Annotated in this window: 26 protein-coding genes and 2 tRNA genes; 17 read left to right on the top strand and 11 right to left on the bottom strand. The window is 39.2% G+C overall.

The annotated features are described in order from the left end of the window. Positions 1-751: 751 nt before the first annotated feature. Positions 752-1003 (top strand): DUF6364 family protein, encoded by a 252-nt coding sequence (locus ACYIAR_RS06895; RefSeq protein WP_480332954.1) that lies wholly within the window; start codon positions 752-754, stop codon positions 1001-1003. Beyond that, positions 1000-1419: a type II toxin-antitoxin system VapC family toxin gene (locus ACYIAR_RS06890; protein ID WP_480332952.1), complete on the top strand. Its 420-nt coding sequence runs from the start codon at positions 1000-1002 to the stop codon at positions 1417-1419. Before ACYIAR_RS06895 ends, ACYIAR_RS06890 begins: the two co-directional genes overlap by 4 nt. A 255-nt stretch (positions 1420-1674) precedes the next feature. Here the strand turns inward: ACYIAR_RS06890 and ACYIAR_RS06885 are convergent, their stop codons facing one another. Then, entirely contained in the window at positions 1675-1968 is a 294-nt protein-coding gene (locus ACYIAR_RS06885; RefSeq protein ID WP_480332950.1) for a DciA family protein, read from the bottom strand. A 5-nt stretch (positions 1969-1973) separates the two neighbouring features. After that, the gene (recF, locus tag ACYIAR_RS06880; protein ID WP_480332948.1) at positions 1974-3083 is read right to left on the bottom strand and encodes a DNA replication/repair protein RecF; all 1110 of its coding nucleotides are present in this window, start codon (positions 3081-3083) and stop codon (positions 1974-1976) included. Positions 3084-3250: 167 nt separating this feature from the next. On the opposite strand from recF, the gene ACYIAR_RS06875 reads away from it, so the two are divergent. From ACYIAR_RS06875 to ACYIAR_RS06855, 5 genes are all read left to right on the top strand, one after another. After that, complete coding sequence (locus ACYIAR_RS06875; RefSeq protein WP_480332946.1) at positions 3251-3940, top strand: tetratricopeptide repeat protein; 690 nt, start codon at positions 3251-3253, stop codon at positions 3938-3940. A gap of 169 nt (positions 3941-4109) precedes the next feature. Beyond that, on the top strand, positions 4110-4604 hold the full coding sequence (gene ribH / locus ACYIAR_RS06870) for a 6,7-dimethyl-8-ribityllumazine synthase (RefSeq protein ID WP_480332944.1): 495 nt from the start codon (positions 4110-4112) through the stop codon (positions 4602-4604). A 33-nt stretch (positions 4605-4637) separates the two neighbouring features. Further along, positions 4638-4720: transfer RNA gene (locus ACYIAR_RS06865), tRNA-Tyr, on the top strand. A 24-nt stretch (positions 4721-4744) separates the two neighbouring features. After that, a tRNA-Gly gene (locus tag ACYIAR_RS06860) sits at positions 4745-4817 on the top strand. A gap of 114 nt (positions 4818-4931) precedes the next feature. Continuing rightward, positions 4932-5879 (top strand): Rpn family recombination-promoting nuclease/putative transposase, encoded by a 948-nt coding sequence (locus ACYIAR_RS06855; RefSeq protein WP_480332942.1) that lies wholly within the window; start codon positions 4932-4934, stop codon positions 5877-5879. A 117-nt stretch (positions 5880-5996) separates the two neighbouring features. On the opposite strand, the gene argS is transcribed toward ACYIAR_RS06855, so the two are convergent. Together argS and ACYIAR_RS06845 are read right to left on the bottom strand one after the other, a co-directional pair. Further along, entirely contained in the window at positions 5997-7790 is a 1794-nt protein-coding gene (gene argS / locus ACYIAR_RS06850) for an arginine--tRNA ligase (RefSeq protein WP_480332940.1), read from the bottom strand. 246 nt (positions 7791-8036) lie between these two features. After that, positions 8037-8309, bottom strand: a complete 273-nt coding sequence (locus ACYIAR_RS06845) for an HU family DNA-binding protein (protein WP_480332938.1) — start codon at positions 8307-8309, stop codon at positions 8037-8039. Between the two features lie 392 nt (positions 8310-8701). Between ACYIAR_RS06845 and ACYIAR_RS06840 the strand changes: the two genes are divergently transcribed. The 3 genes from ACYIAR_RS06840 to ACYIAR_RS06830 are packed head-to-tail and all read left to right on the top strand — an operon-like array spanning position 8702 to position 11392. Next, a complete protein-coding gene (locus tag ACYIAR_RS06840) occupies positions 8702-9418 on the top strand; it encodes a rhomboid family intramembrane serine protease (RefSeq protein ID WP_480332936.1) in 717 nt (238 codons plus the stop codon). Further along, a complete protein-coding gene (locus tag ACYIAR_RS06835; RefSeq protein ID WP_480332934.1) occupies positions 9399-10280 on the top strand; it encodes a rhomboid family intramembrane serine protease in 882 nt (293 codons plus the stop codon). The genes ACYIAR_RS06840 and ACYIAR_RS06835 overlap by 20 nt, the downstream gene beginning before the upstream one ends. A gap of 20 nt (positions 10281-10300) precedes the next feature. Beyond that, a complete protein-coding gene (locus ACYIAR_RS06830; RefSeq protein ID WP_480332932.1) occupies positions 10301-11392 on the top strand; it encodes an endonuclease/exonuclease/phosphatase family protein in 1092 nt (363 codons plus the stop codon). A 50-nt stretch (positions 11393-11442) separates the two neighbouring features. Here the strand turns inward: ACYIAR_RS06830 and ACYIAR_RS06825 are convergent, their stop codons facing one another. From ACYIAR_RS06825 to ACYIAR_RS06800, 6 genes are all read right to left on the bottom strand, one after another. Next, a complete protein-coding gene (locus ACYIAR_RS06825) occupies positions 11443-11865 on the bottom strand; it encodes a D-Ala-D-Ala carboxypeptidase family metallohydrolase (RefSeq protein WP_480332930.1) in 423 nt (140 codons plus the stop codon). Between the two features lie 550 nt (positions 11866-12415). Continuing rightward, entirely contained in the window at positions 12416-12619 is a 204-nt protein-coding gene (locus ACYIAR_RS06820; RefSeq protein ID WP_480332928.1) for a hypothetical protein, read from the bottom strand. Further along, positions 12616-13005: an HU family DNA-binding protein gene (locus tag ACYIAR_RS06815; RefSeq protein ID WP_480332927.1), complete on the bottom strand. Its 390-nt coding sequence runs from the start codon at positions 13003-13005 to the stop codon at positions 12616-12618. Before ACYIAR_RS06815 ends, ACYIAR_RS06820 begins: the two co-directional genes overlap by 4 nt. 3 nt (positions 13006-13008) lie before the next feature. After that, complete coding sequence (locus ACYIAR_RS06810; RefSeq protein WP_480330852.1) at positions 13009-13218, bottom strand: DUF4248 domain-containing protein; 210 nt, start codon at positions 13216-13218, stop codon at positions 13009-13011. A 61-nt stretch (positions 13219-13279) separates the two neighbouring features. Further along, positions 13280-13714: an HU family DNA-binding protein gene (locus tag ACYIAR_RS06805; protein WP_480330854.1), complete on the bottom strand. Its 435-nt coding sequence runs from the start codon at positions 13712-13714 to the stop codon at positions 13280-13282. Between the two features lie 382 nt (positions 13715-14096). Beyond that, positions 14097-14564 (bottom strand): hypothetical protein, encoded by a 468-nt coding sequence (locus ACYIAR_RS06800; protein WP_480332925.1) that lies wholly within the window; start codon positions 14562-14564, stop codon positions 14097-14099. A gap of 379 nt (positions 14565-14943) precedes the next feature. On the opposite strand from ACYIAR_RS06800, the gene ACYIAR_RS06795 reads away from it, so the two are divergent. The 7 genes from ACYIAR_RS06795 (at position 14944) to ACYIAR_RS06765 (ending at position 18954) form a co-directional block, all read left to right on the top strand. Then, on the top strand, positions 14944-15663 hold the full coding sequence (locus ACYIAR_RS06795) for a hypothetical protein (RefSeq protein WP_480332923.1): 720 nt from the start codon (positions 14944-14946) through the stop codon (positions 15661-15663). Positions 15664-15665: 2 nt separating this feature from the next. Next, the gene (locus tag ACYIAR_RS06790; RefSeq protein ID WP_480332921.1) at positions 15666-15842 is read left to right on the top strand and encodes a hypothetical protein; all 177 of its coding nucleotides are present in this window, start codon (positions 15666-15668) and stop codon (positions 15840-15842) included. Further along, on the top strand, positions 15829-16302 hold the full coding sequence (locus tag ACYIAR_RS06785; protein ID WP_480332919.1) for a hypothetical protein: 474 nt from the start codon (positions 15829-15831) through the stop codon (positions 16300-16302). Before ACYIAR_RS06790 ends, ACYIAR_RS06785 begins: the two co-directional genes overlap by 14 nt. 2 nt (positions 16303-16304) lie before the next feature. Next, complete coding sequence (locus ACYIAR_RS06780) at positions 16305-16589, top strand: hypothetical protein (protein ID WP_480332917.1); 285 nt, start codon at positions 16305-16307, stop codon at positions 16587-16589. Continuing rightward, the gene (locus ACYIAR_RS06775) at positions 16570-16893 is read left to right on the top strand and encodes a hypothetical protein (protein ID WP_480332915.1); all 324 of its coding nucleotides are present in this window, start codon (positions 16570-16572) and stop codon (positions 16891-16893) included. Before ACYIAR_RS06780 ends, ACYIAR_RS06775 begins: the two co-directional genes overlap by 20 nt. A 359-nt stretch (positions 16894-17252) precedes the next feature. Then, the gene (locus tag ACYIAR_RS06770) at positions 17253-18263 is read left to right on the top strand and encodes a DUF4373 domain-containing protein (protein WP_480332913.1); all 1011 of its coding nucleotides are present in this window, start codon (positions 17253-17255) and stop codon (positions 18261-18263) included. Position 18264: 1 nt separating this feature from the next. Next, complete coding sequence (locus tag ACYIAR_RS06765; RefSeq protein ID WP_480332911.1) at positions 18265-18954, top strand: hypothetical protein; 690 nt, start codon at positions 18265-18267, stop codon at positions 18952-18954. A gap of 406 nt (positions 18955-19360) precedes the next feature. Here ACYIAR_RS06765 and ACYIAR_RS06760 read toward each other — a convergent pair whose 3' ends face one another. Further along, positions 19361-20131, bottom strand: coding sequence for an IS5 family transposase (locus ACYIAR_RS06760; protein WP_270592782.1), 771 nt, complete (start codon positions 20129-20131; stop codon positions 19361-19363). Between the last annotated feature and the right edge of the window lie 107 nt (positions 20132-20238).

The following is a 20238-nucleotide window of genomic DNA, read 5'->3' as shown; positions in this document are numbered from 1 at the left end:
AATATTTTGTTGACATTATTTATTAAAAACGATGTTTTTGCTAATATCATCTTTTTCAATTCAGAGCGTTTTTAATATAAAAATTAGGTAATGAGGAGTTTGTCCTAAATTCTTATCGGAAGAAAGTTTACGTATTTACGGCCCCATTTCTATTTATTTACTGTAGTAAACCCAGCTACTAAAGTAAATATATCCAAATATGTCTATATATAAATTGGAAAAGGAGGGAAATAAGGTGTTGTCACGTATGGAATGAACCTGGAAAGTGAAGTAAAACACTGTTTTTCTCTTTATTTCTACACATTTTCCCAACCCTTTTGTATTTGACATTTTGATTGGTTTTGTCTTTTTGTTTCTTACAAACCTTGATTTTTCGTTCGTATATAATTAAAAATGGCTGATTGTTTAATAGCAATTAGCATTTAAATGTGATAAGTTGTAAATGCTTAATTCTTTCTCCTTGCGATAAATTTAATCTCTCTGTACTTTTATCCGAAAAAATCGATTCTCAGAGAGTTAATTTGACATAATGTCAAAAAATAGTGAATTTGTTTTGTGTTGATATTTTGATAAACAGATTTGAATATCTAGGCGTATATTTGAATAATATAGGATACGGTTAGGCATAACAAGATAAAAAACTTATTTTTGATTTTGCTTTGCGTTTGTCTTTCACTATATTTGGATAGTGAAGATGTAATTCAAAATGTGGCGTATTTATTATTTTTAAAATAAATCATAATATAAAAATATGAGTTCAAAAATATTTCAAATAGATTCAGATGTCTTGCAACAAGCAGAATTGTATGCAAGACAACGTAATATTAATTTAAATAGATTGGTGGAGGATTTTATGCGTAAATTTATTCGTCAATCTCAAAATGAAAAGAATGATATAAAAGTGACTGCTTTTGTTGAAAGTTTAGGTGTTGATTTAAATCTTCCATCTGATTTTGATGATAAAAAAGCATATCAAGATTATTTAGGGGAGAAATATAAATGAAAAATAGAATATTTATTGATACAAATGTAATGATTGATTTGTTGGCTCATAGAGAACCTTTCTATTTGGCAGCAAAGAAAATATTCTCATTGGTTGATATGGGAAAATATACAGCTGTTGTTGCTCCTATATCTTTTTCTACAGCCTCTTATTTATTGGGCAGGAAGTTAAACTATGAAGATTTAGTCCAAGTGTTAAGGCAATTTTCTTCTATAGTTGAAATAGCTACTATAGATGAATTTACTGTTAGAAAAAGTTTGTCTGTATTTTCTCGTTTTAAAGATATTGAGGATGCTATGCAGCATTATGCAGCTGTTAATTCTCAGTGCGATTTGATAATTACTCGTAATATAAAGGATTTTTTAGTTTCTGATATACCTGTTTATTCTCCGGACGATTTTCTCTCCATGCAATAACAAAACAGGCAACTCCGATTCTCTTTCAAAAACAGAATCCTTGCTGCCTGCCATACCTATCCCGATTTTACATAATTAGGGTTTTGTGAAATGAACCACATTACATTTGTGTAGAATCTGGTTTCTACTGAGATAGGAATATATTTATGAAAAGAAGTTTCATTTCTTTGCTGCAAAGATATTATGTTTGAAACTTACTTTATTTGCCAATAATGCAATAACATTTACAAATTAAGCCGAAATTCAGGAGCGTGTTCATCTGATGACGATATCATTTATGACTGTTGCTCCGGCATATTTGTTCAAGCTGGCAATTAGTTTGTTTTTGGTAAGCATAAGTTCATTTCTTAATACTGATGATGATAGAGAAACATAAAGGACTCTATCTTCAACATATAGATTCGTGGTATATTGATTTATTACCGGTCCCAAAGTATCGGTCCATGCGTGTTTTATTCTTATATTCATTATTTTTTCATAGATTTCAGTGTTGTCTTCAAAGAAATCTCTCAGTACCTCGCCAATAGATTGTGTATTTCTCCTTTGCATAGATATTAAATTTTTTCGTTGACGTTAAGTTGATGAATATTTCCTTGCTCAACTTTGAACAGTCTGTAATCATGTTCCATAGCGGCAAGTATAGCATCCAGATACTTTCTGTTAGTATCAGTGATAAAAATCTGGCCGAAAGAGTCGCCGCTTACGAGCTTGATAATTTGTTCTACCCTCATAGCATCCAGCTTATCGAAAATGTCATCTAGCAGAAGGATAGGAGAGGTTTTTCCATTCTCTGCAAGAAGACTGAACTGTGCTAGTTTAAGAGCAATCAGGAAAGTTTTGTTTTGTCCTTGTGAGCCAACTTTTCTTATCAGTGATGAACCGAGATTCATTTCCAGCTCATCCTTGTGAATACCTGATGAGGTATAACCCAGAATCAAATCTCTCTGACGTGTGTTACATAGCTTTTCTGCAAGATTATTCTCTGATAATTGAGAAACATAGTTCAGGCTTACAGTTTCGGCAGACTGGCATATATTCTGATAATAAGAATTAAACACTGGCAGAAACTTATCCACCGTCTTTTTTCTCATATCATATATAATTTCTCCATACATTGAAAGTTGCATTTCCAGAACCTCGTAGAGCGAAGCATCAGTGCTTTCGTTTTTCAGCAGGGAGTTTCTTTGTTGTAAAGCCTTGTTGTAGTTGATAAGAGCATGCAGATAATTAGGGCTTTGCTGCGAAATGATAAGGTCGATGAATCTGCGCCTTTCTTCACTGCCACCTTGGATAAGGTCATAGTCAGCCGGCGAAACCATTACCAGCGGCAATAAGCCGATATGTTCCGACAGCTTGTCATATTCTTTTTTGTTTCTTTTGAACTGTTTCCTCTGCCTGTTTCTTATCGCACAGAAAATTTCTTCATCTCTCAGTTCATAATCATATAGTCCTTGCAGAACGCATAAATCTTCCCCGTTCCTTATTATCTGGGAATCTGGGGTGTTTTTATGGCTTTTGCAGAACGAAAGGTAATATATAGCATCCAGGAAGTTCGTTTTCCCCATTCCGTTGTTTCCGAAGAAACAGTTCATTTTCGGAGAGAATTCAACTTCTGCCTGAGCGATATTTTTATAATTGAGTACAGAAAGCTTTTTCAGAATCATTTTGAGAGATATTAATGCCTGCAAATGTAAAAAATATACTTCTATTTATCGTTTATTCAGCAAAAAAAACTACTTTTGCGCTTTGTATGAGAAAGAAGCATCATATGCAAGCATCTCTTACAGTTTGATGAAAAGGAAATTAATAAAATAATAACTATAAATAAATTATGACAACTAAAGGAAAGGAACCAGAAAAGGAGTTAGTTGAAGTTGAAGAACTCGTATCTAGATCTGAATTGTTCATTGAAACTCATTCCAAAAAGATTATTTTCGCCATTGTTGCAGTTGCTGTGATTGTTGCTGCTGTTTTGGGATATAAACACGGATATGCTATTCCGCAGCAGAAAAAAGCTGAAGCTGCTTTGTTCAAAGGAGAACAGTATTTTGCAAGAGATTCATTCGCCCTGGCTTTGAATGGAAACGGAACAGATTATTTAGGCTTCACTGCTATCATTGACCAGTATGGAAATACAGATGCCGGAAACTTGGCAAAAGCTTATGCCGGAATCTGCTATTACAAAATGGGAGAATATGAAAAGGCTATGGATATGTTGAAGTCATTCAGCGCAAGCGACAATATGATTTCTCCGGCAATTGTCGGATTGATTGGTGACTGCTATGTGAATATGGGCAATGCCAAGGAAGGTATTTCTTATTTCGAGAAAGCTGCAAAATCAGCAAACAACGAAGTTGTAAGTCCTGCATATCTGAAAAAAGCAGGAATTGCTTACGAAAGCTTGAATCAATATTCAGATGCAGTTAAGGCATATACAACTATCAAGGAAAAATATTACAATTCACTTGAAGCTTCTGATATCGACAAATATATTTCTCGTGCATCAGCACAGGTGAAATAACAAGGAATATATTTCATAATAAAACCGGAGACACAGAACTCACGGAGAAAATAATCTCAGTGTCTTCTGTGTCTTTTTTTTATATAAGGATAAAAAGGAAAACAACATTGAAGAATATCCTTATTCAGTGTAGAAAACAAAAAATGTACAAATTTAAAAACTCAAAATAATGGCTACAGCTTATCAGAATTTATCAGATTATGATTTTAACAGCGTTCCAGACGCTTCGGATATGAATATTGGCATTGTTGTTGCCGAATGGAATAAAAATATTACAGAAAAGCTTCTTGAAGGCGCTTGCAACACTTTGGAAAAGCACGGTGTGAAACCTGAAAATATCATTGTAAAGAGAGTTCCGGGAAGTTTCGAGCTGACTTTTGGAGCAAAAAAACTTGCTGAAAGCAAAGAATTGGACGCCATAATCGTTTTGGGATGCGTCGTAAGAGGCGATACTCCACATTTTGATTATGTTTGTTCAGGTGTTACTCAAGGCATCACAGAACTTAATCTGATGTATGATATCCCATTCATTTTCGGATTGTTAACTACAGATAACATGCAGCAGTCTGAAGATCGTGCAGGTGGTAGATATGGCAACAAAGGCGATGAAGCTGCAATTACTGCAATAAAAATGATAGATTTTTCTTGCAAGTTAAAAAATTAATATCTATCTTTGCATCGCAATTGAGAACAAGAGGGGCAGTTACCAGAGTGGCCAAATGGGGCTGACTGTAACTCAGCTGGCTCACGCCTTCGGTGGTTCGAATCCATCACTGCCCACTCTTCAAGTTTTCAATTAGTATTGCGGAAGTAGCTCAGTTGATAGAGCACTAGCCTTCCAAGCTGGGGGTCGCGGGTTTGAGCCCCGTCTTCCGCTCTAAGATAGGAAAGAGGAGAGTCGAAAGATTCTCCTCTTTTTTTGTTTCTTTCAGATTTTGAATTCCTGTCTATTTTCCCTATACTTGCAGTATTAACATTAAAAACCATAATTATGGAAAAAGGAATATTTATAAGTCCATTTGTAGATAGAGGATTCAAAATTCTTTTCGGACAGGAAAACAGTAAAGAACTGCTCATAGATTTGCTCAATGATTTATTGGAAGGCGAGAGACATATCGAAGATTTGGAGTATATGAACAATGAATTGCCTCCGGAAACAGCAGATGGAAGGACTGCACTATTTGATCTCAGATGTAAAGATAAAGACGGAAGTATTTTCCTTGTGGAAATGCAAAATTGCAATCAGCCGTATATTTATGAACGTGGTCTTTATTATATTTGTAGGGCAATAGCCGGACAGGACCGGATAGGTGACAGATGGAAATTCGATATTGTCCCTGTTTATGGGATTTTTTTCCTGAATTTCAAGAGCGGTAAATCCGACAAAGTTAAGACGGACATAATTCTAGCCGATAAAGAAACGGGGAAACCGGTATCGAAAATGATAAGGGAAATCTTTATAGAATTCCCACTGTTCAATAAAACAGAAAGTGAATGTGAAACGCCATTGGATTATTGGCTATATAATTTGAAGTACATGGAAAAATTGGAATCTTTAGAGTTCAAGGGGCAGAAGGCACTTTTCCAGCGTCTGGAAGAGCTAGCCCGTATTGTCAATATGAACAAGAAAGAGCGGGACGAATATGAGGCATGCCTAAAAGTTTATCGCGATAATTATAACACCTGGAACTATATGAAGGAACAGGCTTTGAAGGAAGGTAAAGAAGAAGGATTGGAAATTGGAAAAGCAGAAGGACTAGAAATTGGCAGAGCAGAAGGATTAGCCAAAGGTCGAATTGAAGGTCGAACTGAAGGTCGAACTGAAGGTCGAAATATGGAACGCCTATCCCATGCCCGTAAAATGTTAGATAAAGGCTATCCCATAGAAGATATAGTTGAAATCACCGGATTGACTATTGACGAAATCAATGGATTGTAATAATAATTCTGCTTAATCGTAGTTGCATAGCAAAAATAAAAACGGATACATCAGTAAGTCATATTAGACAAAACCGATGTATCCGTTTTTGTATTTATGTCTCCTTGTTTATGAACTTTACATTCTTTCCGGAACCTCAATGCCAAGCAATCCCATAGCTTCCTTTACTATCTTAGCCACATTAGCCGACAGAACAAGGCGGAACATCTTCATATCCTCGTTTTCTTCGCGAAGAATTGAGAAATCGTGATAGAACTGGTTATATTCTTTCACCAAATCATAAGCGTAGTTTGCTATGCATGCAGGGCTATATGTATCGCCAGCCTCTTTAACCACAGAAGCAAAGTTTGCTATCATCTGAATCAAACCTTCTTCTTTTTCAGAGATTGTGATATTGCCGTTCAAAGATTCCGGCAAAACGATACCCTGTTCTGCAGCCTTACGAAGTACAGACTTGATACGTGCATAAGTATATTGGATGAAAGGACCGGTGTTTCCGTTGAAATCGATAGATTCTTTCGGGTTGAAAGTCATATTTTTGCGTGGGTCAACTTTCAGGATGAAATATTTCAGCGCTCCCAAACCTGCGATGCGTGCGATATTTTCAGCTTCTTCAGCAGACAAATCATTAAGTTTGCCTGATTCCTGAGAAATTTCGCGTGCAGTATTAATCATTTCTTCCATCAAATCATCAGCATCAACAACTGTACCTTCGCGGCTCTTCATCTTACCTTCAGGAAGTTCCACCATACCGTAAGAGAAATGAACCAAACCTTTTCCAAACTCGAAGCCAAGTCTGTCAAGCAGGATTGAAAGAACCTGGAAGTGATAATTCTGCTCGTTACCTACAACATATATCATCTTGTTGATAGGATAATCATCGAAACGCAGTTTTGCAGTACCGATATCCTGAGTCATATAAACAGAAGTACCGTCAGCACGAAGCAGCAACTTTTCGTCAAGTCCGTCGCCTGTAAGGTCAGCCCATACTGAACCGTCTTCGCGGCGATAGAAAATACCTTTGTCAAGACCTTCAAGCACTTTGTCGCGTCCCTCCAGATAAGTTTCAGATTCATAATAAATCTTGTCGAAACCAACACCCATCATCTTGTAAGTTTCGTCGAATCCGGCATAAACCCAACTGTTCATCATCTTCCAAAGAGAGCGGATTTCCTCGTCGCCAGCTTCCCATTTGCGAAGCATTTCCCTTGCTTCCTGCATCAATGGTGAAGCAGCTTCAGCTTCTTCCTTAGTCATGCCTTTAGCTTCAAGAGCAGCAGTCTCTTCTTTCAGTTTGTTGCTGAACAGCACATAGAAGTCACCGATAAGATGGTCGCCCTTCTTTCCTGTTGATTCAGGAGTTGCTCCGTTACCCCATTTCTTCCATGCAAGCATAGATTTACAGATATGAATACCACGGTCGTTGACGATGTTAGTCTTCACCACCTTGTTTCCATTTGCAGCCATTATAAGAGACAAGCTGTAACCCAAAAGATTGTTACGCACATGTCCCAGGTGAAGCGGTTTGTTAGTGTTCGGTGATGAATATTCAATCATCACAAGAGGAGAATTTTCGTTGGCATTCACAATGCCATAGTGTTCCTGAGAGTTGATGTCGTTCAAAAGCTCAATCCAGCAACCGCAGGCAACCGTAAGGTTCAGGAATCCTTTGATTACATTGAATTCGGCAACAGCCGGTTCGTTTTTCACCAGATATTCGCCGATTTCCTGAGCTGTCTGCTCCGGGGATTTTTTCGACATTCTCAAGAATGGGAACACAACAAGAGTGAGATGTCCCTTGAATTCTTTCTTAGTCTTTTGCAGCTGAACCTGTGCTTCGTTCACTTCCGCACCGTACAGTTCCTTTATAGCCGTAATTACGGAGTTGGATATTTGCTTTTCAATAATCATATGTTTTGAGTTTTTGAGTTTTTGAGTTAATAAGTTTTTATTTTGTTGAAACATGGACACGGAGAATTAAATTTCAAAGTATATTAAAAAACTCTGTGTCTTTGTGTCTCTGTGCTTTTTCCCCTGCAAAGTTACGTTTTTATCTCAACATATTCAATAGCAGAGCTTCGCCGGAAAAAATAAAGGCGTAGGGATTGTAATTCCCTACGCCTTTGATATAGAACATTTTTAAAACTATTAGCCTGATTAGTTGACTTTTTCGTTAAGTTCGCTTCCCGGTTTGAATTTCACAACTTTGCGAGCTGGAATTTCAATAGTTTCTTTTGTTTTAGGATTGATACCTTTGCGAGCTGCTTTCTCAGATACGGAGAAAGTACCAAAACCTAGAAGCGCGATTTTTCCGCCTTCTTTCATTTCGTTAGATACTGTTTCAACAAAAGCATCAATAGCTTTTTTTGCATCAGCTTTGCTCAAGCCTGCTTTTTCAGCAACGGCGTTGATGAAATCTGTCTTGTTCATAGAAAAATTATTTTAAGTTTTTGAGTTGACAAGTTGACGAGTTGACGAGTTAACAAGGCTTCAGAAAACAAGTATTATCTACTTGACTACTTAACTCCTTGACTACTTAACTCCTCAACAAGTTAACAAGATTTCAGGAAACAAGTATTATCTCCTTGGTTCCCTCAATCTATCTCCCGCCCAAAAGTACTTTTTATTTGCTTGTAAACAAAAGAAATAGAGTCTTTTTTTGTCCGAAGTTGTTTTTTTCTCCATTTTTTATGTTTTTGAGTCTTTTATCGTTACTGCTTGGCGTATAAAACGTCTTGCAACTTCCACTTTTTTATATACCTTTGTCTGAATAAGAGAAAGAATTGAAAGTTTGAAAAACAGAAAAATCGTTTTATAGAATTATGATGAATCAGAATGGCGGAGGATTTTTGGATCAAATCCCGGTTGTAACAAAAAATCTTATAATTATCAATTTCCTTTTCTGGGTGGCAAGTCTTGCCCTTCCTCGTGTGGGAATCGACCTCACAGCCCTTTTAGGTCTTCACTTCCCTTTGGCTCCGGATTTCAATATCATACAACTTGTATCATATATGTTTATGCATGCCGGCTTCTCGCATATATTCTTCAATATGTTTGCAGTTTATATGTTCGGACGTGTTCTTGAGAATGTGTGGGGACCGAAACGCTTTCTTATATTTTATATGGTAACGGGCATTGGTGCCGGAATAATCCAGGAACTTACATGGCTTTACGATTTCCGTGATGTTATATCCGCACCTCAGGAAATGATAAACATCGGCGGAGGCAGAATACTCACAAAGCCGGAATTCTATGACCTCTTTGTTACAGTCGGAGCTTCCGGAGCAGTGTTCGGCATATTGCTTGCGTTCGGTATGCTTTTCCCAAACGTACCTTTATATCTTATGTTTATACCGATACCTATTAAGGCAAAATATTTTGTGATATTCTACGGTCTTGCCGAACTGACTATGGGCGTGGCAAATTTCAGTGGCGACAGTGTTGCCCATTTCGCGCACCTCGGAGGTATGCTTTTCGGATACGTACTTATAAAATATTGGAAAAACAAGGATTTCAAAAATGGAAGATATTTTTACTAACATACGCAACACATTCCGCCAGGGCTCCATTCTCACACGCCTGATATGGCTGAATGTTGCCGTGTTTCTGCTGATACGGGTGATAGGAATATTCTGCACCCTGTTCAACACCAATATAGATTTCATCCTGCAGTATCTGGAGTTTCCGGCATCGCCGGCAGTCTTCATAACACGTCCGTGGACAATATTCACATATATGTTCATACATTATGATGTGTTGCACATCCTGTTCAATATGCTTTGGCTCTATTGGTTTGGCAAAATGTTTCTGGACTATATGAACGAGCGCCAGCTGCTGGGAGTATATCTTTTCGGAGGAATTGCCGGAGCCTTGCTCTTCATGGTGGCATACAATGTTTTTCCATATTTCCGCAATGTGGTAGATTTCAGCTCGCTGCTCGGAGCTTCAGCATCGGTCATGGCAATAGTATTTTCGATAGCCTTGATATGGAAAAACGGATTTGTGGACCTTCTTTTTATCGGCCGTGTCCGTCTTCTCTATCTGGCTTTGTTTTCGCTGTTTCTCGATATGCTTTCCGTAACTTCACAGAATGCCGGCGGGCATTGGGCGCATATCGGAGGCGCATTGTTCGGAGTGCTGTTTGCCCTTAGTTACAACAATTCGGGCCGTGACCTTACGCGTCCGTTGAACAAAATGCTCGACGTGCTCGTAAACATAGGCAAACGCCGCCGCCCGCGAATGCATGTTTCCTACAAGCGGGAATCGGACTACGAATACAACGCACGCAAAAACAGCGAACAGGCAGATTTGGACGCAATACTCGACAAACTGAAACGCTCCGGATATCAAAGTCTTTCGTCCGACGAGAAAAAACAGCTGTTTGACGCAAGTAAAAAATAAATTGAGGAGGATAGATAATTATGAAGTTCCTTAGGTGGTTGCTACATTCATTCGTGCTGACGGCAAACGTGATTTGCGCTTTGCTTTTTGTTGCCTCGGCATACTCGGATTGTGTGTCGCCGGTAAAGTTTTTGCCGTTCGCCTATATGGGACTTCTTTTCCCGTTTTTTGCCCTCGCCACCCTGTGCTTTATGTTTTATTGGCTGTTTTTCGGCAAGAAGAAAAACATGCTTGTCAGCCTTTCTGCACTGATTCTCTGCTGGCATGCAGTTTCAAACTATTTGCCGCTTAATGCGCCACAAAAAGATATCCCCAAGGAAAACACAATAAAAGTGTTGAGCTATAATATAATGAGCTTCGCGTACAAAAAGCATACTTCAGAAGAGGCAAATCCCATTATATCATATCTGGCAAATTCCGGAGCTGATATTATCTGCCTTCAGGAATATGTGGAGTTCACCCAGCGCGATTATCCTTCACGTTCAAAAATATTCAAGGCGCTTAAAGCCTATCCCTACCGTTCGATATTCAAAAGCGGTGAAAAAACGGGAATTGCCGTTTTCTCGAAATACCCTATTTCCAAGAGCCGTCAGATTTCATATAAAAGCAACACCAACCGTTCATCCATTCACCAGGTGAACGTGAAAGGCAAGAAAATTACCCTCATAAACAATCATCTCGAATCGTTCAAACTCACCACAGAGGACCGTTCAAGATATAAGGACTTTATGAAATCGATGGATTCCAAGCATTTCAACGACCTGAAGGGAACAATCCTTCAGAAGCTGGGCCCCGCATTTGTAATCCGTTCACGTCAGGCAGAAAAAATCGCTAAGGAAATTGAAAATGCACAAACCGACTATGTCGTTGTTTGTGGAGATTTCAACGACACACCTGTGTCTTACACTCACCGCACAATCCTTGGTAATCTGAAAGATTCATTTGTGGAATCGGGCAGGGGATTGGGCATTTCTTACAACGAAAATATGTTCTGGTTCCGCATCGACAATATATTTCATTCACCTAATATGAAATCATATAATTGCACTGTCGAAAAAATAAAATATTCCGACCATTATCCTATTTGGACTTATTTGGAGTTTGTGGAATAGGATGAAAGCCTTGATGACTAATCCGTCGGAAAGGATTTATTCTATAGTTATTAATTCTTTCTTAAAACCATCTTCCTGTTCCCGCCACTCCTTTTCAAAGACAAATGCAAGAATCGTTTCTTCTTATAAACAATAGCCTGGTCAAACTCCAGCCCCGAGTCGAGAAGAACTTGAAGCAGAAATTCCGGACCATCCGTACAATAACAATCCGCAGCTTCACCTTTAGTGTGCTGGCTCGTCGGAACACCACCAACAAGACGGTTAAGCTCTTTGCAACGATAACCACTTGTGACATGAATAGGCTTCCCAAGCTTGTCACGCAAAGGCTGTAAAAGATTTTTACAAAGATTTTTGAGGCTTTCCAAACTTTTTTCATCAGGCGTATTATCTATTGCGTTTTCAATAGCGGTCTGAGAATGAATTAGTTCGGATAAGTTGAAATTTGGTGATAGTTTAATAGTGTTGTATAGCATATAGATTTTTAATTTAGTTGACAAGTTGACGAGTTAACGAGTTGACAAGGTTTCAGAAACAAGGGGAATATAAGGCTGAAAGCCTTTAGCATAGCCCAGGGCGTGAGCCCTGGGTCATTAGCCACCACCTAAATACAAGCTCTGAAGGAGCGACACCTTGATGCTTAACCTCGCTCTTTCAGAGCTGTGATGAGAGAGTAGGTGCATCGTAACCCGAGGCTCACACCCCGGGCTATAACCCCAAGGCCTTCAGCCTTGATGGATTGTCCCGTTCTCCAATAATGTGTATTTCATATCCGCCAATATTAACCAACGGATTGCAAATCTGTTGGAACAGAGGCTATAGGAATAAGGGAGTATAAGGCTGAAAGCCTTCTTATAGCCCAGGGCGTGAGCCCTGGGTCACTAGCCGCCACCCAAAAACAAGCTCTGAAGGAGCGTCACCTAGATGCTTAACCTCGCTCTTTCAGAGCTGTGATGGGAGAGTAGGTGCATCGTAACCCGGGGCTCACACCCCGGGCTATAAACCCAAGGCCTTCAGCCTTGATAATTATTCCCCTTGTCCCCTTGTATCTGATCTCTTGTCCCTATATTTATAATCCACCCCGAACAACGCCCCTGCAAATGTCGAAACCTCACCGAAGGCAACCAGGACAGAAGAATCAATCTCTCCTTGTGGTGGAACCCAGAAACCAAGAAACAATAAAATTATACCACTGAGGCAAAGCGTTACGGCAATATATAATTGTATCATTCTGCAACGTGTCTGAATCTTAAAGAATCTTTTTTTAGTTTGATTTTCTTGCCGGGGCAGAAGATAAGGCTTGTGCTTCTGATATTGTCTGTTCCGAACTCATTCGGATTTTCCACTCCGTCAGAAGACATGGAGAGGCGGAAATTACCTAATTCTCCAAGATGGACAATCTTCCCTTCTTGAAGCTCTTTACGAATTATGTAACAGAAGCTGTCTAGTATGGATTTTACAGTAGCACTGTTCAGATGCGAACGGTTTTCCACAGCTTCGCAAACATCTTCTAAATTGAAAGTTCCACTGTGTGCTATTATTGCATAATATTTTTCGGATTTTTCTGCACCGAATTTACCGGTGCTCTTTTTGATCAATTTGTAATTTACAGGCATTGACTACGGTTCTCCCAAATATTTAAAGATTAACTTAACCTGGAGCGGCGTAAAAACTCGCTGTCCGTTGATATAACCTGCTTCGAGAAGCGACTCCCAAAGCGTAGTGTTGAGCATCAGCCAACGCTTTAGTTGGCGGCGTGCCGAACTGGCGGTGCTGTTCGGAAAATACATAACCGCCAGTTCTTTCATATGTAATGCGTTGTTTTTCATAATATAAAAATAGTGAAAAATTATGATAAAAACAAGCAAAACATACTGCTTTTCAGTGGATTTACTCCAAATGAGGCTTGTCGCAAACTTCAGTTACCACAACCGGCTCAACTTCGGAATATGACAATCCTGAACGCATATTCTGCAACAGCTTGCCTGGAGTGAACACGATTCTTGACTTTCGCATATTGGTTGCCACCGAGAATTCTTCGCCTTCTCCTGCACCTATTGACGATACGGACGGGCGGAAGTTTCCGATTTCTCCCAATTTTACGATGTTTCCCTTCTTCATCTCAAACGCAAGCACGTAGTTGAGCGAATCGATGATACTTTTCACGTCTGCGCTCGACATTGACGAACGCATCGACACCAGTTCACAGACATCTTCCAACTCGATAGTTGCGTTGTAGACAGTCTGTGCATAGGATTTTTCAACTGCCGGACCACCTTTGAGGTCACTTACTTTTCTTTTTACTAAACGGTACTTTACTGGCATAAGTTTTTAAGTTTTTGAGTTTATAAGTTTGTTAGTTTATGAGTTAACGAGTTGACAAGGCTACAGAAACAAGGGGGATAAGGCTGAAAGCCTCCGTTCCATTGGATTTGCAATCCAATGGAAATTTATTCGGGATTTGTAATCCCGTTTCCAATGGTGTGGATTTCAAATCCACCAATATTAACCAACGGATTGCAAATCCGTTGGAACGGAGGTATAAGGCTGAAAGCCTTTGGCATAGCCCAGGGCGTGAGCCCTGGGTCACCAGCCGCCACCCACATACAAGCTCTGAAGGAGCGCTTCAATTCTAATTCTTGTCTCCATGTTTAAATCTATTGCAAAGTTACCGCCCCCATTTTTCCCACTGTCCGCATCTGTCCGCTTACGGTTTCCGAAATACTCCTTTATATCTCAAGAGCATTATAATCGCAATGATAAAAGCAGACGCAAGGAAATATTTCTGAACACCGAAGCTTTTAATTTCGGATTCTGTTTTGCCGGTTATTTCCGAATTTTGCATTTCTCCTATTTTCCTTTCGTATTCCCAAATGATTTGTGAAAGGCTGTCGCAGTTAGCTTCAACAAAAAGGGTATCACGTATGAACCGTACGCTGACGGATGCGTTGCCTTTGCGTGCGTTGTAGGAACTTCCCGGCGGATTTTCGTTGATCACACCATTTATCGTAGGGATTTTCATTGATACGTTACTTGGAAGAATATCCACTTTCCTTGTGCTTAATTTCTCCAGTTCTATTTTTCTGTTTTCAGATATATTTTCCACGGCGGTTTTGCGTGAAGACTGGCAACTTGCCATACTTGACAGTAATAATAAAATAATGAATGTTCTCATAGCTGCAAAAGTTTAAAATTTTTGCCCGCCAAAATATGTTCTGACGGCTTGCGATTGTCGTGTTACGTCATTTTGCAGCCTTATTTATATCTCAAAAGCCCCGAAGGCGTTTTTTGTAGGTCCGACCCCATGGAGTCATATATATTGCCCCGCGTGTTAATAAATACGGACGTATTTCCGCACAGGTTCGGATAGGCACTAGTATATCAAAGTAGTGCTAAGGTATAAACATATTTTAAATAAAAAAACAATAACAGAAAAAATTAAATATATTGTAAATTAATAGTATAAATATTTTGTAGTTAAAAAATATATCGTTATATTTGTTACTATAAGATAAGAGGAATAGTCCTCTTACCAATACCATAAATCAAAATATATGGAAAAAAACAAAAAGGAATTGCTCAAATTGAATCTTAATTCTTTTGAGACCGTTTTAAACGAAAACGCCGGAAAAAGTGTTGCTGTTAAGACCACAGGTGAAAAACTTTTTGTTCAAGCTGAAACTTATGGTATGAATGAAAATCTAGCCGAAGAAATCCGCACCTACATTTCCGAATGCTCAAGTACAGTCCGTACGATGCACGAAAAACGCAGACCGTTCACTGATACGCTGACTAAATTGCAAAAGCAGCTTGTTGCACTTGAAAATGCTATTGATCCGAAGAAAACGGATTCGCCGGCTTACAATTGCAATGTTGTTTTGAAACAGTATCTGAGGAGTGTGGCTGAAAAAGCCAGAGCCGAAGCTGCGCGTCTTCAGAAGAATTACGAGATGTCGCAAAAGCGTATCAGTAAAATTACTGACGAGAAGAAAAAAGCCGAAGCCTACAACCGTGCTGCTGAACGCCGTACGTCTGGTCTTGCATCATTGCAACTGAACGCCGTTGAAATGGAACTGATACCTGAAGCTCTTACCGTTGACGGATATGTTGAACTCTTCAAATTCTGGTGGGAAAATGTCGGCAAGGGATTGCCCGATGCAGACCTTCGCCGCATAATGCACCCGATGCTGATGTTTGCGAAACAACAGGCTAGGAAAGGAGTTAGAATTGATTCTCCATGCGTGGAGTATAAAGAAGAACCTAAAGCTGCATGATTATGGAAAAGTTAATAAATCAAGAGATTAAGGAATTAAGTATAAATAAAAAACAAAGAGCCACAGAGGCTCAGAGATTAAGAAATTGTGCAAAGATAGTATTAATGCTCAGTGTCTCTGTGAACTCATTGTTTGGAAATTGTAAAACTAATAAATCATCTATTTATGGAAAAAAATAAAACGATTTACCAAATTTCCGTCAAAAGTAACTACTTAAAAGTAGAAATGGAAATTTTTGATGAAAAAAACGACGATACTTATCGCACAGTTTATTTCAACGAAGCGCCTATTCACGAAGAATTTGCGTTGGCAATGCAAAACCTTGCATTCCATATTGAAAAAATCACGGGAACAAGTTATCATAATCTTGTTGTTGACGGATATTATCGCCAACCGTCGGGAAACAGTGAGCTGCTGACTATATATGCCCATCTTTCAGTGAATTATGAATCAACGACCAATATGTCTGTACGTCTGCATCTTGGCAAAGATGAATATGCATGGATAGACCGCCTTCTTGAAGATATGTCACTTTGCGAACGTGAAGCACTGCTCTACATCACGAAAGGCAAGCGTTACGGACTGGACAAGTTCCTGACAATAGAAAACACCAATGTAGAACCTAAAAAAGTTGCGTAATTATGAAATACCACATGATTAATGCAGAAAAAGTGCGGGAGTTTATGAACTCCTGCCTTTTCGACAATGAGGCAAAGAAAAAGTACAATGAGCTGAATGTTGGCGAACGTCTGAGCCGTGCTTATCATTTTGATTATCACCACGATTACGGATATTTTTATGAAGAAGCCAACAATGCCTGGATAGCATTCGACAACCGGATGAACACGTATGAGGTGAAAATGTTCGACTCTCAGCAAGAAGCTGAGCAATTCCTGATAGACTACAATGAGCTATTCGCCGCTTGACGATATGGTGTTCCGCAACACCGGCTTTCATGTCGTTGCGGAGCACCGTTTCCATCCCACGCGCGACTGGAGCTTCGATTTTGCAATCATCGAAGCAAAAGTTGCCGTAGAGGTTGAAGGCGGTCTCTATAATGGCGGTCGCCATTTCCGCCCTGAAGGATTCCTGCGTGATATGGAAAAATACAATGAGGCAGCCGCTTGCGGTTGGTTGCTTATCCGTGTTTTGCCGTCGGAGTTGTTGACGGTTAAGACAGTGCGGTTGATTGTGAGGGCGGTCAATAGTAAATTGAAAATTGAAAGTTGAAAATTGAAAATTGATTCTTCCGTTCCATTGGATTTGTAATCCAATGTGTATGTTATTCGGGATTTGTAATCCCGTTCCAATAATGTGGATTGCAAATCCCCCGAAACGGAGAAGGCTACAGAGACAAGGGATATAAGGCTGAAAGCCTTTAGCATAGCCCAGGGCGTGAGCCCTGGGTCACTAACCGCCATCCAAAAACAAGCTCTGAAGGAGCGAAATAATTGGATTTTGGTGTCGCACTTTCAGCGCTCCGTTTCTCGATCTTATGCCAGACCCAGGGCTTACACCCTGGGCTATAAGAAGGCTTTCAGCCTTGATAAATTGCTAACTAATAAACTAATCATTTAAAAACGTTAAATATGGCTACAATGATAAAGGGATTACAATATTTCCCGCTTAGCGTTGATTTTTTAGAAAATGATAAAATACTATTGATAATTAGTGATTTTGGAATGGCATCAAGCGCAGTAATACTGAAATTGCTATGCAAAATTTATAAGAATAGTTTTTATATAGATTGGGACGATAGAATTTGCAAGGTGTTCAGTTGCACATTCCCGTCGGGATTCAGTTCTGATGAAATTCAGAAAATAGTGGATTCCTTATTGAAAGAAGGTATTTTTGATAAGGATTTATACAATAAATACCATATTCTTACATCCGAAGAAATTCAAATATGCTTTTTCACGGCGATAACAAAACGCAGAAACAAGTCTGTTGACAATCCGGAATATCTTACAGAAAAAGTAAGAAAAATGTATTGCGGAGAGCAAAAGCACAAAAATGTTCCGCAAAGTGAGGAAATTGCTCCGCAAAATGCAAAAATAGTTCCGCAAAATGAACAAAGTAAAGTAAAGAAAAGTAAAGTAAAGGAAAGTATAGTAAAAGAAAGTAAAGTAAAAAATTTATCTTCTTCTTCTTCTTCTTCCGCGTGCGCGTGCGCGCGAGAAGCAAATGGAGTTATAGTTTCAGAGGAAGAAATTAAAAAGCCGAACTCATTCAGCGAAAACTGCAAGAAGTGGAATGCCGAGCTTCTGAAAGACGAAGAATGGCTGAGCAGCGTTGTCAGAAGCAGCGGGAAAGGATCTCCGGTGTTAAGACTGCTGCCAGAAATTATGGACTATTTTGAACAGCACATAGTGTCAATCGGCGAAACCGGTTCGATGCTTAACATCAACGACTATAAACGCCGTCTGATAAACTGGTGGAGATACCTGAAATTCCAGTCAGTTCCGGAGATATTGGAACAGCAAAATTCAAAGCCCCGTAAGATTCGTGAAGAAAAGAAATCGAAGGTTGACGAGGCTATGGAATGTGCTCAAAAAGCGAGTGTTATTGCCCAACGATTATTAGATGGAGGAGGATTGTGATATGGAAAACAGTTATGAAGAAATGATGCTTTATAAAGCAATGCATGATAGAAAGATAAAAGATATGAGCCAGAAAGAGTTGACCGAGTTTGTATCGTCCCAGATAGTGCAATGCTATTTTATGGTCGGTTATCAGACTTATGAAGAAAAGGCGGTTGGTGTAATTTCTGCAAAACTCGTATCAGACCTTTTTCAGTGTTATTCTTATCTGACATGCAAGGAAATAGAATATTGCTTTGAAAACGGAGCAAAAGGACGTTTAGGACGCTTTAGCGGAATAAATCTTTGGACATTCACAACCTGGCTTGAAAAATACAAAACAAGCGATATTCGCCAACAGGTGCGCAAGAGGATTCAGGAAGAAGAACAGCAAAAAGCCCTTTCCGCCGACAACAGCCTTTCTTCCGCCGACCGGGATTTGGAATACGCCCGCGAAGCCTTCCGCCGCTACAAAAACGGAGAAAATCTGGAATTGCTTCGCCCGCCATATATCTACAAAACTTTGCAGGACCGTGGAATTATCCATCACACCCGCGAGCAGAAACTGGAAGCCATGGAGCGTTTCAAGGATTTCAAACCAACAGGTGATCTTAAAATCCCGGAACATGCTTGTCAGTATATCATAAAATCCCAGGCTATGGCGTGGCTGCTGATGCAGGAGTTTGATAAGTGGGGGGAGATGAGGGCGTGAAGGAGTGAAAAAATTATGCATAATAAATATTTTTTATTAGGTATATATATGGTTATTCAACTAATAGATTTGTATTTTTTTTTTGACAAAAAGATATTGCGATATAGTAGTTTTATTGTTTTTTTTAAATCTACTATTATGCTATTTCTATAAATATGTATTTGTTTGTGTTATTTTGGTAGGTTATAAAATGAAATTTAAAATATTATTAGTCTAATAAAAAATAAGAAATAGTTGTGTTATGTATAAAAAGTTTATATTTTTGCCATGTTTTCATTTTTTTTGAAAATGAAATGTGTGTTTAAAAATTTTGAAAAGCTAAACGAATATGTTGAAATAAAGAGTTAGTTGATTGTGGCTTTTTTAAGTTTATTTCTTTTGAAAAATATTTATGTTTAGAAACTGTTTAAATTTTATTCAAAAATAATTTTATGGCAGCGATATGCATCATGGCTTCGTGCGTATCGGCCCTGTATTCATAGTCAATGGTCAGTCTCCTGAAGTTCTCGAGCCATGAGAAAGTGCGCTCGACAATCCATCTTTTTGGCATGGGGACAAATCTGTCCGTCCGTTTGTCGGACCTGAGTACGACATCCAGGTCGCAATGCAGCAGTCTCTTGACCGTGTTCCTGACAGTCTCGCCCCTGTAACCTCCGTCCGCCAGAATCCGTTTCAGCCCCGGGAATTTGTATCTCATGGATTCGAACACCTCTTCCGCCCCTACGCTGTCATGGACATTTGCCGGATGGACTCTCACTGACATGGGCAGCCCCAGTGTGTCAACCACTATGTGCTCCTTCCTGCCCTTTATCTTTTTGTTTCCGTCTATTCCCCTTTGACCATCAATATGATGGGAGGTCCTGACACTCCTTGAGTCGATGATCCCAAGGCTGGGACTCTCCGCCCTGCCCGAAAGACGGCGGACAATGCCGCGGAGGGTGTCGAAGATCTCTTCAAGCAGGCCCTCGTTCTTCCACTTGCTGAAATAGTAATACACTGTCTGCCACGGAGCGAAATCCGATGGGAGCATTCTCCACTGCACGCCGGTCTTCACGATGTACAGGATGCCGTCAAAAACAGAGCGCAGTGAATATTTTCTGAATCTTTCTTTGGGGTCTAACATATTTTTTATAACTTGCCACTGTTTATCAGTCAGGTTGGTTGGGTACTTATGCATAACTTTAATGTCTTGATAATCATAAAGTTACGAAAAAAATTCCAATTAACCTACTGATTTACAACTAATTATAAATAAATTTAAACAGATTCTTAATAATAAAAGTG

The organism is Parabacteroides sp. KHUB-01 (assembly GCF_056640935.1).
The sequence above is the reverse complement of the archived record's forward strand: the minus strand, read 5'-3'. Positions and strand labels throughout refer to the sequence as shown.

Excerpts from the sequence above, each read along its gene's own strand:
- ACYIAR_RS06895 (WP_480332954.1), top strand. The coding sequence starts at position 752 with ATGAGTTCAAAAATATTTCAAATAGATTCAGATGTCTTGCAACAAGCA.
- ACYIAR_RS06890 (WP_480332952.1), top strand. The coding sequence starts at position 1,000 with ATGAAAAATAGAATATTTATTGATACAAATGTAATGATTGATTTGTTG.
- ACYIAR_RS06885 (WP_480332950.1), bottom strand. The coding sequence starts at position 1,968 with ATGCAAAGGAGAAATACACAATCTATTGGCGAGGTACTGAGAGATTTC.
- recF (WP_480332948.1), bottom strand. The coding sequence starts at position 3,083 with ATGATTCTGAAAAAGCTTTCTGTACTCAATTATAAAAATATCGCTCAG.
- ACYIAR_RS06875 (WP_480332946.1), top strand. The coding sequence starts at position 3,251 with ATGACAACTAAAGGAAAGGAACCAGAAAAGGAGTTAGTTGAAGTTGAA.
- ribH (WP_480332944.1), top strand. The coding sequence starts at position 4,110 with ATGGCTACAGCTTATCAGAATTTATCAGATTATGATTTTAACAGCGTT.
- ACYIAR_RS06855 (WP_480332942.1), top strand. The coding sequence starts at position 4,932 with ATGGAAAAAGGAATATTTATAAGTCCATTTGTAGATAGAGGATTCAAA.
- argS (WP_480332940.1), bottom strand. The coding sequence starts at position 7,790 with ATGATTATTGAAAAGCAAATATCCAACTCCGTAATTACGGCTATAAAG.
- ACYIAR_RS06845 (WP_480332938.1), bottom strand. The coding sequence starts at position 8,309 with ATGAACAAGACAGATTTCATCAACGCCGTTGCTGAAAAAGCAGGCTTG.
- ACYIAR_RS06840 (WP_480332936.1), top strand. The coding sequence starts at position 8,702 with ATGATGAATCAGAATGGCGGAGGATTTTTGGATCAAATCCCGGTTGTA.
- ACYIAR_RS06835 (WP_480332934.1), top strand. The coding sequence starts at position 9,399 with ATGGAAGATATTTTTACTAACATACGCAACACATTCCGCCAGGGCTCC.
- ACYIAR_RS06830 (WP_480332932.1), top strand. The coding sequence starts at position 10,301 with ATGAAGTTCCTTAGGTGGTTGCTACATTCATTCGTGCTGACGGCAAAC.
- ACYIAR_RS06825 (WP_480332930.1), bottom strand. The coding sequence starts at position 11,865 with ATGCTATACAACACTATTAAACTATCACCAAATTTCAACTTATCCGAA.
- ACYIAR_RS06820 (WP_480332928.1), bottom strand. The coding sequence starts at position 12,619 with ATGATACAATTATATATTGCCGTAACGCTTTGCCTCAGTGGTATAATT.
- ACYIAR_RS06815 (WP_480332927.1), bottom strand. The coding sequence starts at position 13,005 with ATGCCTGTAAATTACAAATTGATCAAAAAGAGCACCGGTAAATTCGGT.
- ACYIAR_RS06810 (WP_480330852.1), bottom strand. The coding sequence starts at position 13,218 with ATGAAAAACAACGCATTACATATGAAAGAACTGGCGGTTATGTATTTT.
- ACYIAR_RS06805 (WP_480330854.1), bottom strand. The coding sequence starts at position 13,714 with ATGCCAGTAAAGTACCGTTTAGTAAAAAGAAAAGTAAGTGACCTCAAA.
- ACYIAR_RS06800 (WP_480332925.1), bottom strand. The coding sequence starts at position 14,564 with ATGAGAACATTCATTATTTTATTATTACTGTCAAGTATGGCAAGTTGC.
- ACYIAR_RS06795 (WP_480332923.1), top strand. The coding sequence starts at position 14,944 with ATGGAAAAAAACAAAAAGGAATTGCTCAAATTGAATCTTAATTCTTTT.
- ACYIAR_RS06790 (WP_480332921.1), top strand. The coding sequence starts at position 15,666 with ATGGAAAAGTTAATAAATCAAGAGATTAAGGAATTAAGTATAAATAAA.
- ACYIAR_RS06785 (WP_480332919.1), top strand. The coding sequence starts at position 15,829 with ATGGAAAAAAATAAAACGATTTACCAAATTTCCGTCAAAAGTAACTAC.
- ACYIAR_RS06780 (WP_480332917.1), top strand. The coding sequence starts at position 16,305 with ATGAAATACCACATGATTAATGCAGAAAAAGTGCGGGAGTTTATGAAC.
- ACYIAR_RS06775 (WP_480332915.1), top strand. The coding sequence starts at position 16,570 with ATGAGCTATTCGCCGCTTGACGATATGGTGTTCCGCAACACCGGCTTT.
- ACYIAR_RS06770 (WP_480332913.1), top strand. The coding sequence starts at position 17,253 with ATGGCTACAATGATAAAGGGATTACAATATTTCCCGCTTAGCGTTGAT.
- ACYIAR_RS06765 (WP_480332911.1), top strand. The coding sequence starts at position 18,265 with ATGGAAAACAGTTATGAAGAAATGATGCTTTATAAAGCAATGCATGAT.
- ACYIAR_RS06760 (WP_270592782.1), bottom strand. The coding sequence starts at position 20,131 with ATGCATAAGTACCCAACCAACCTGACTGATAAACAGTGGCAAGTTATA.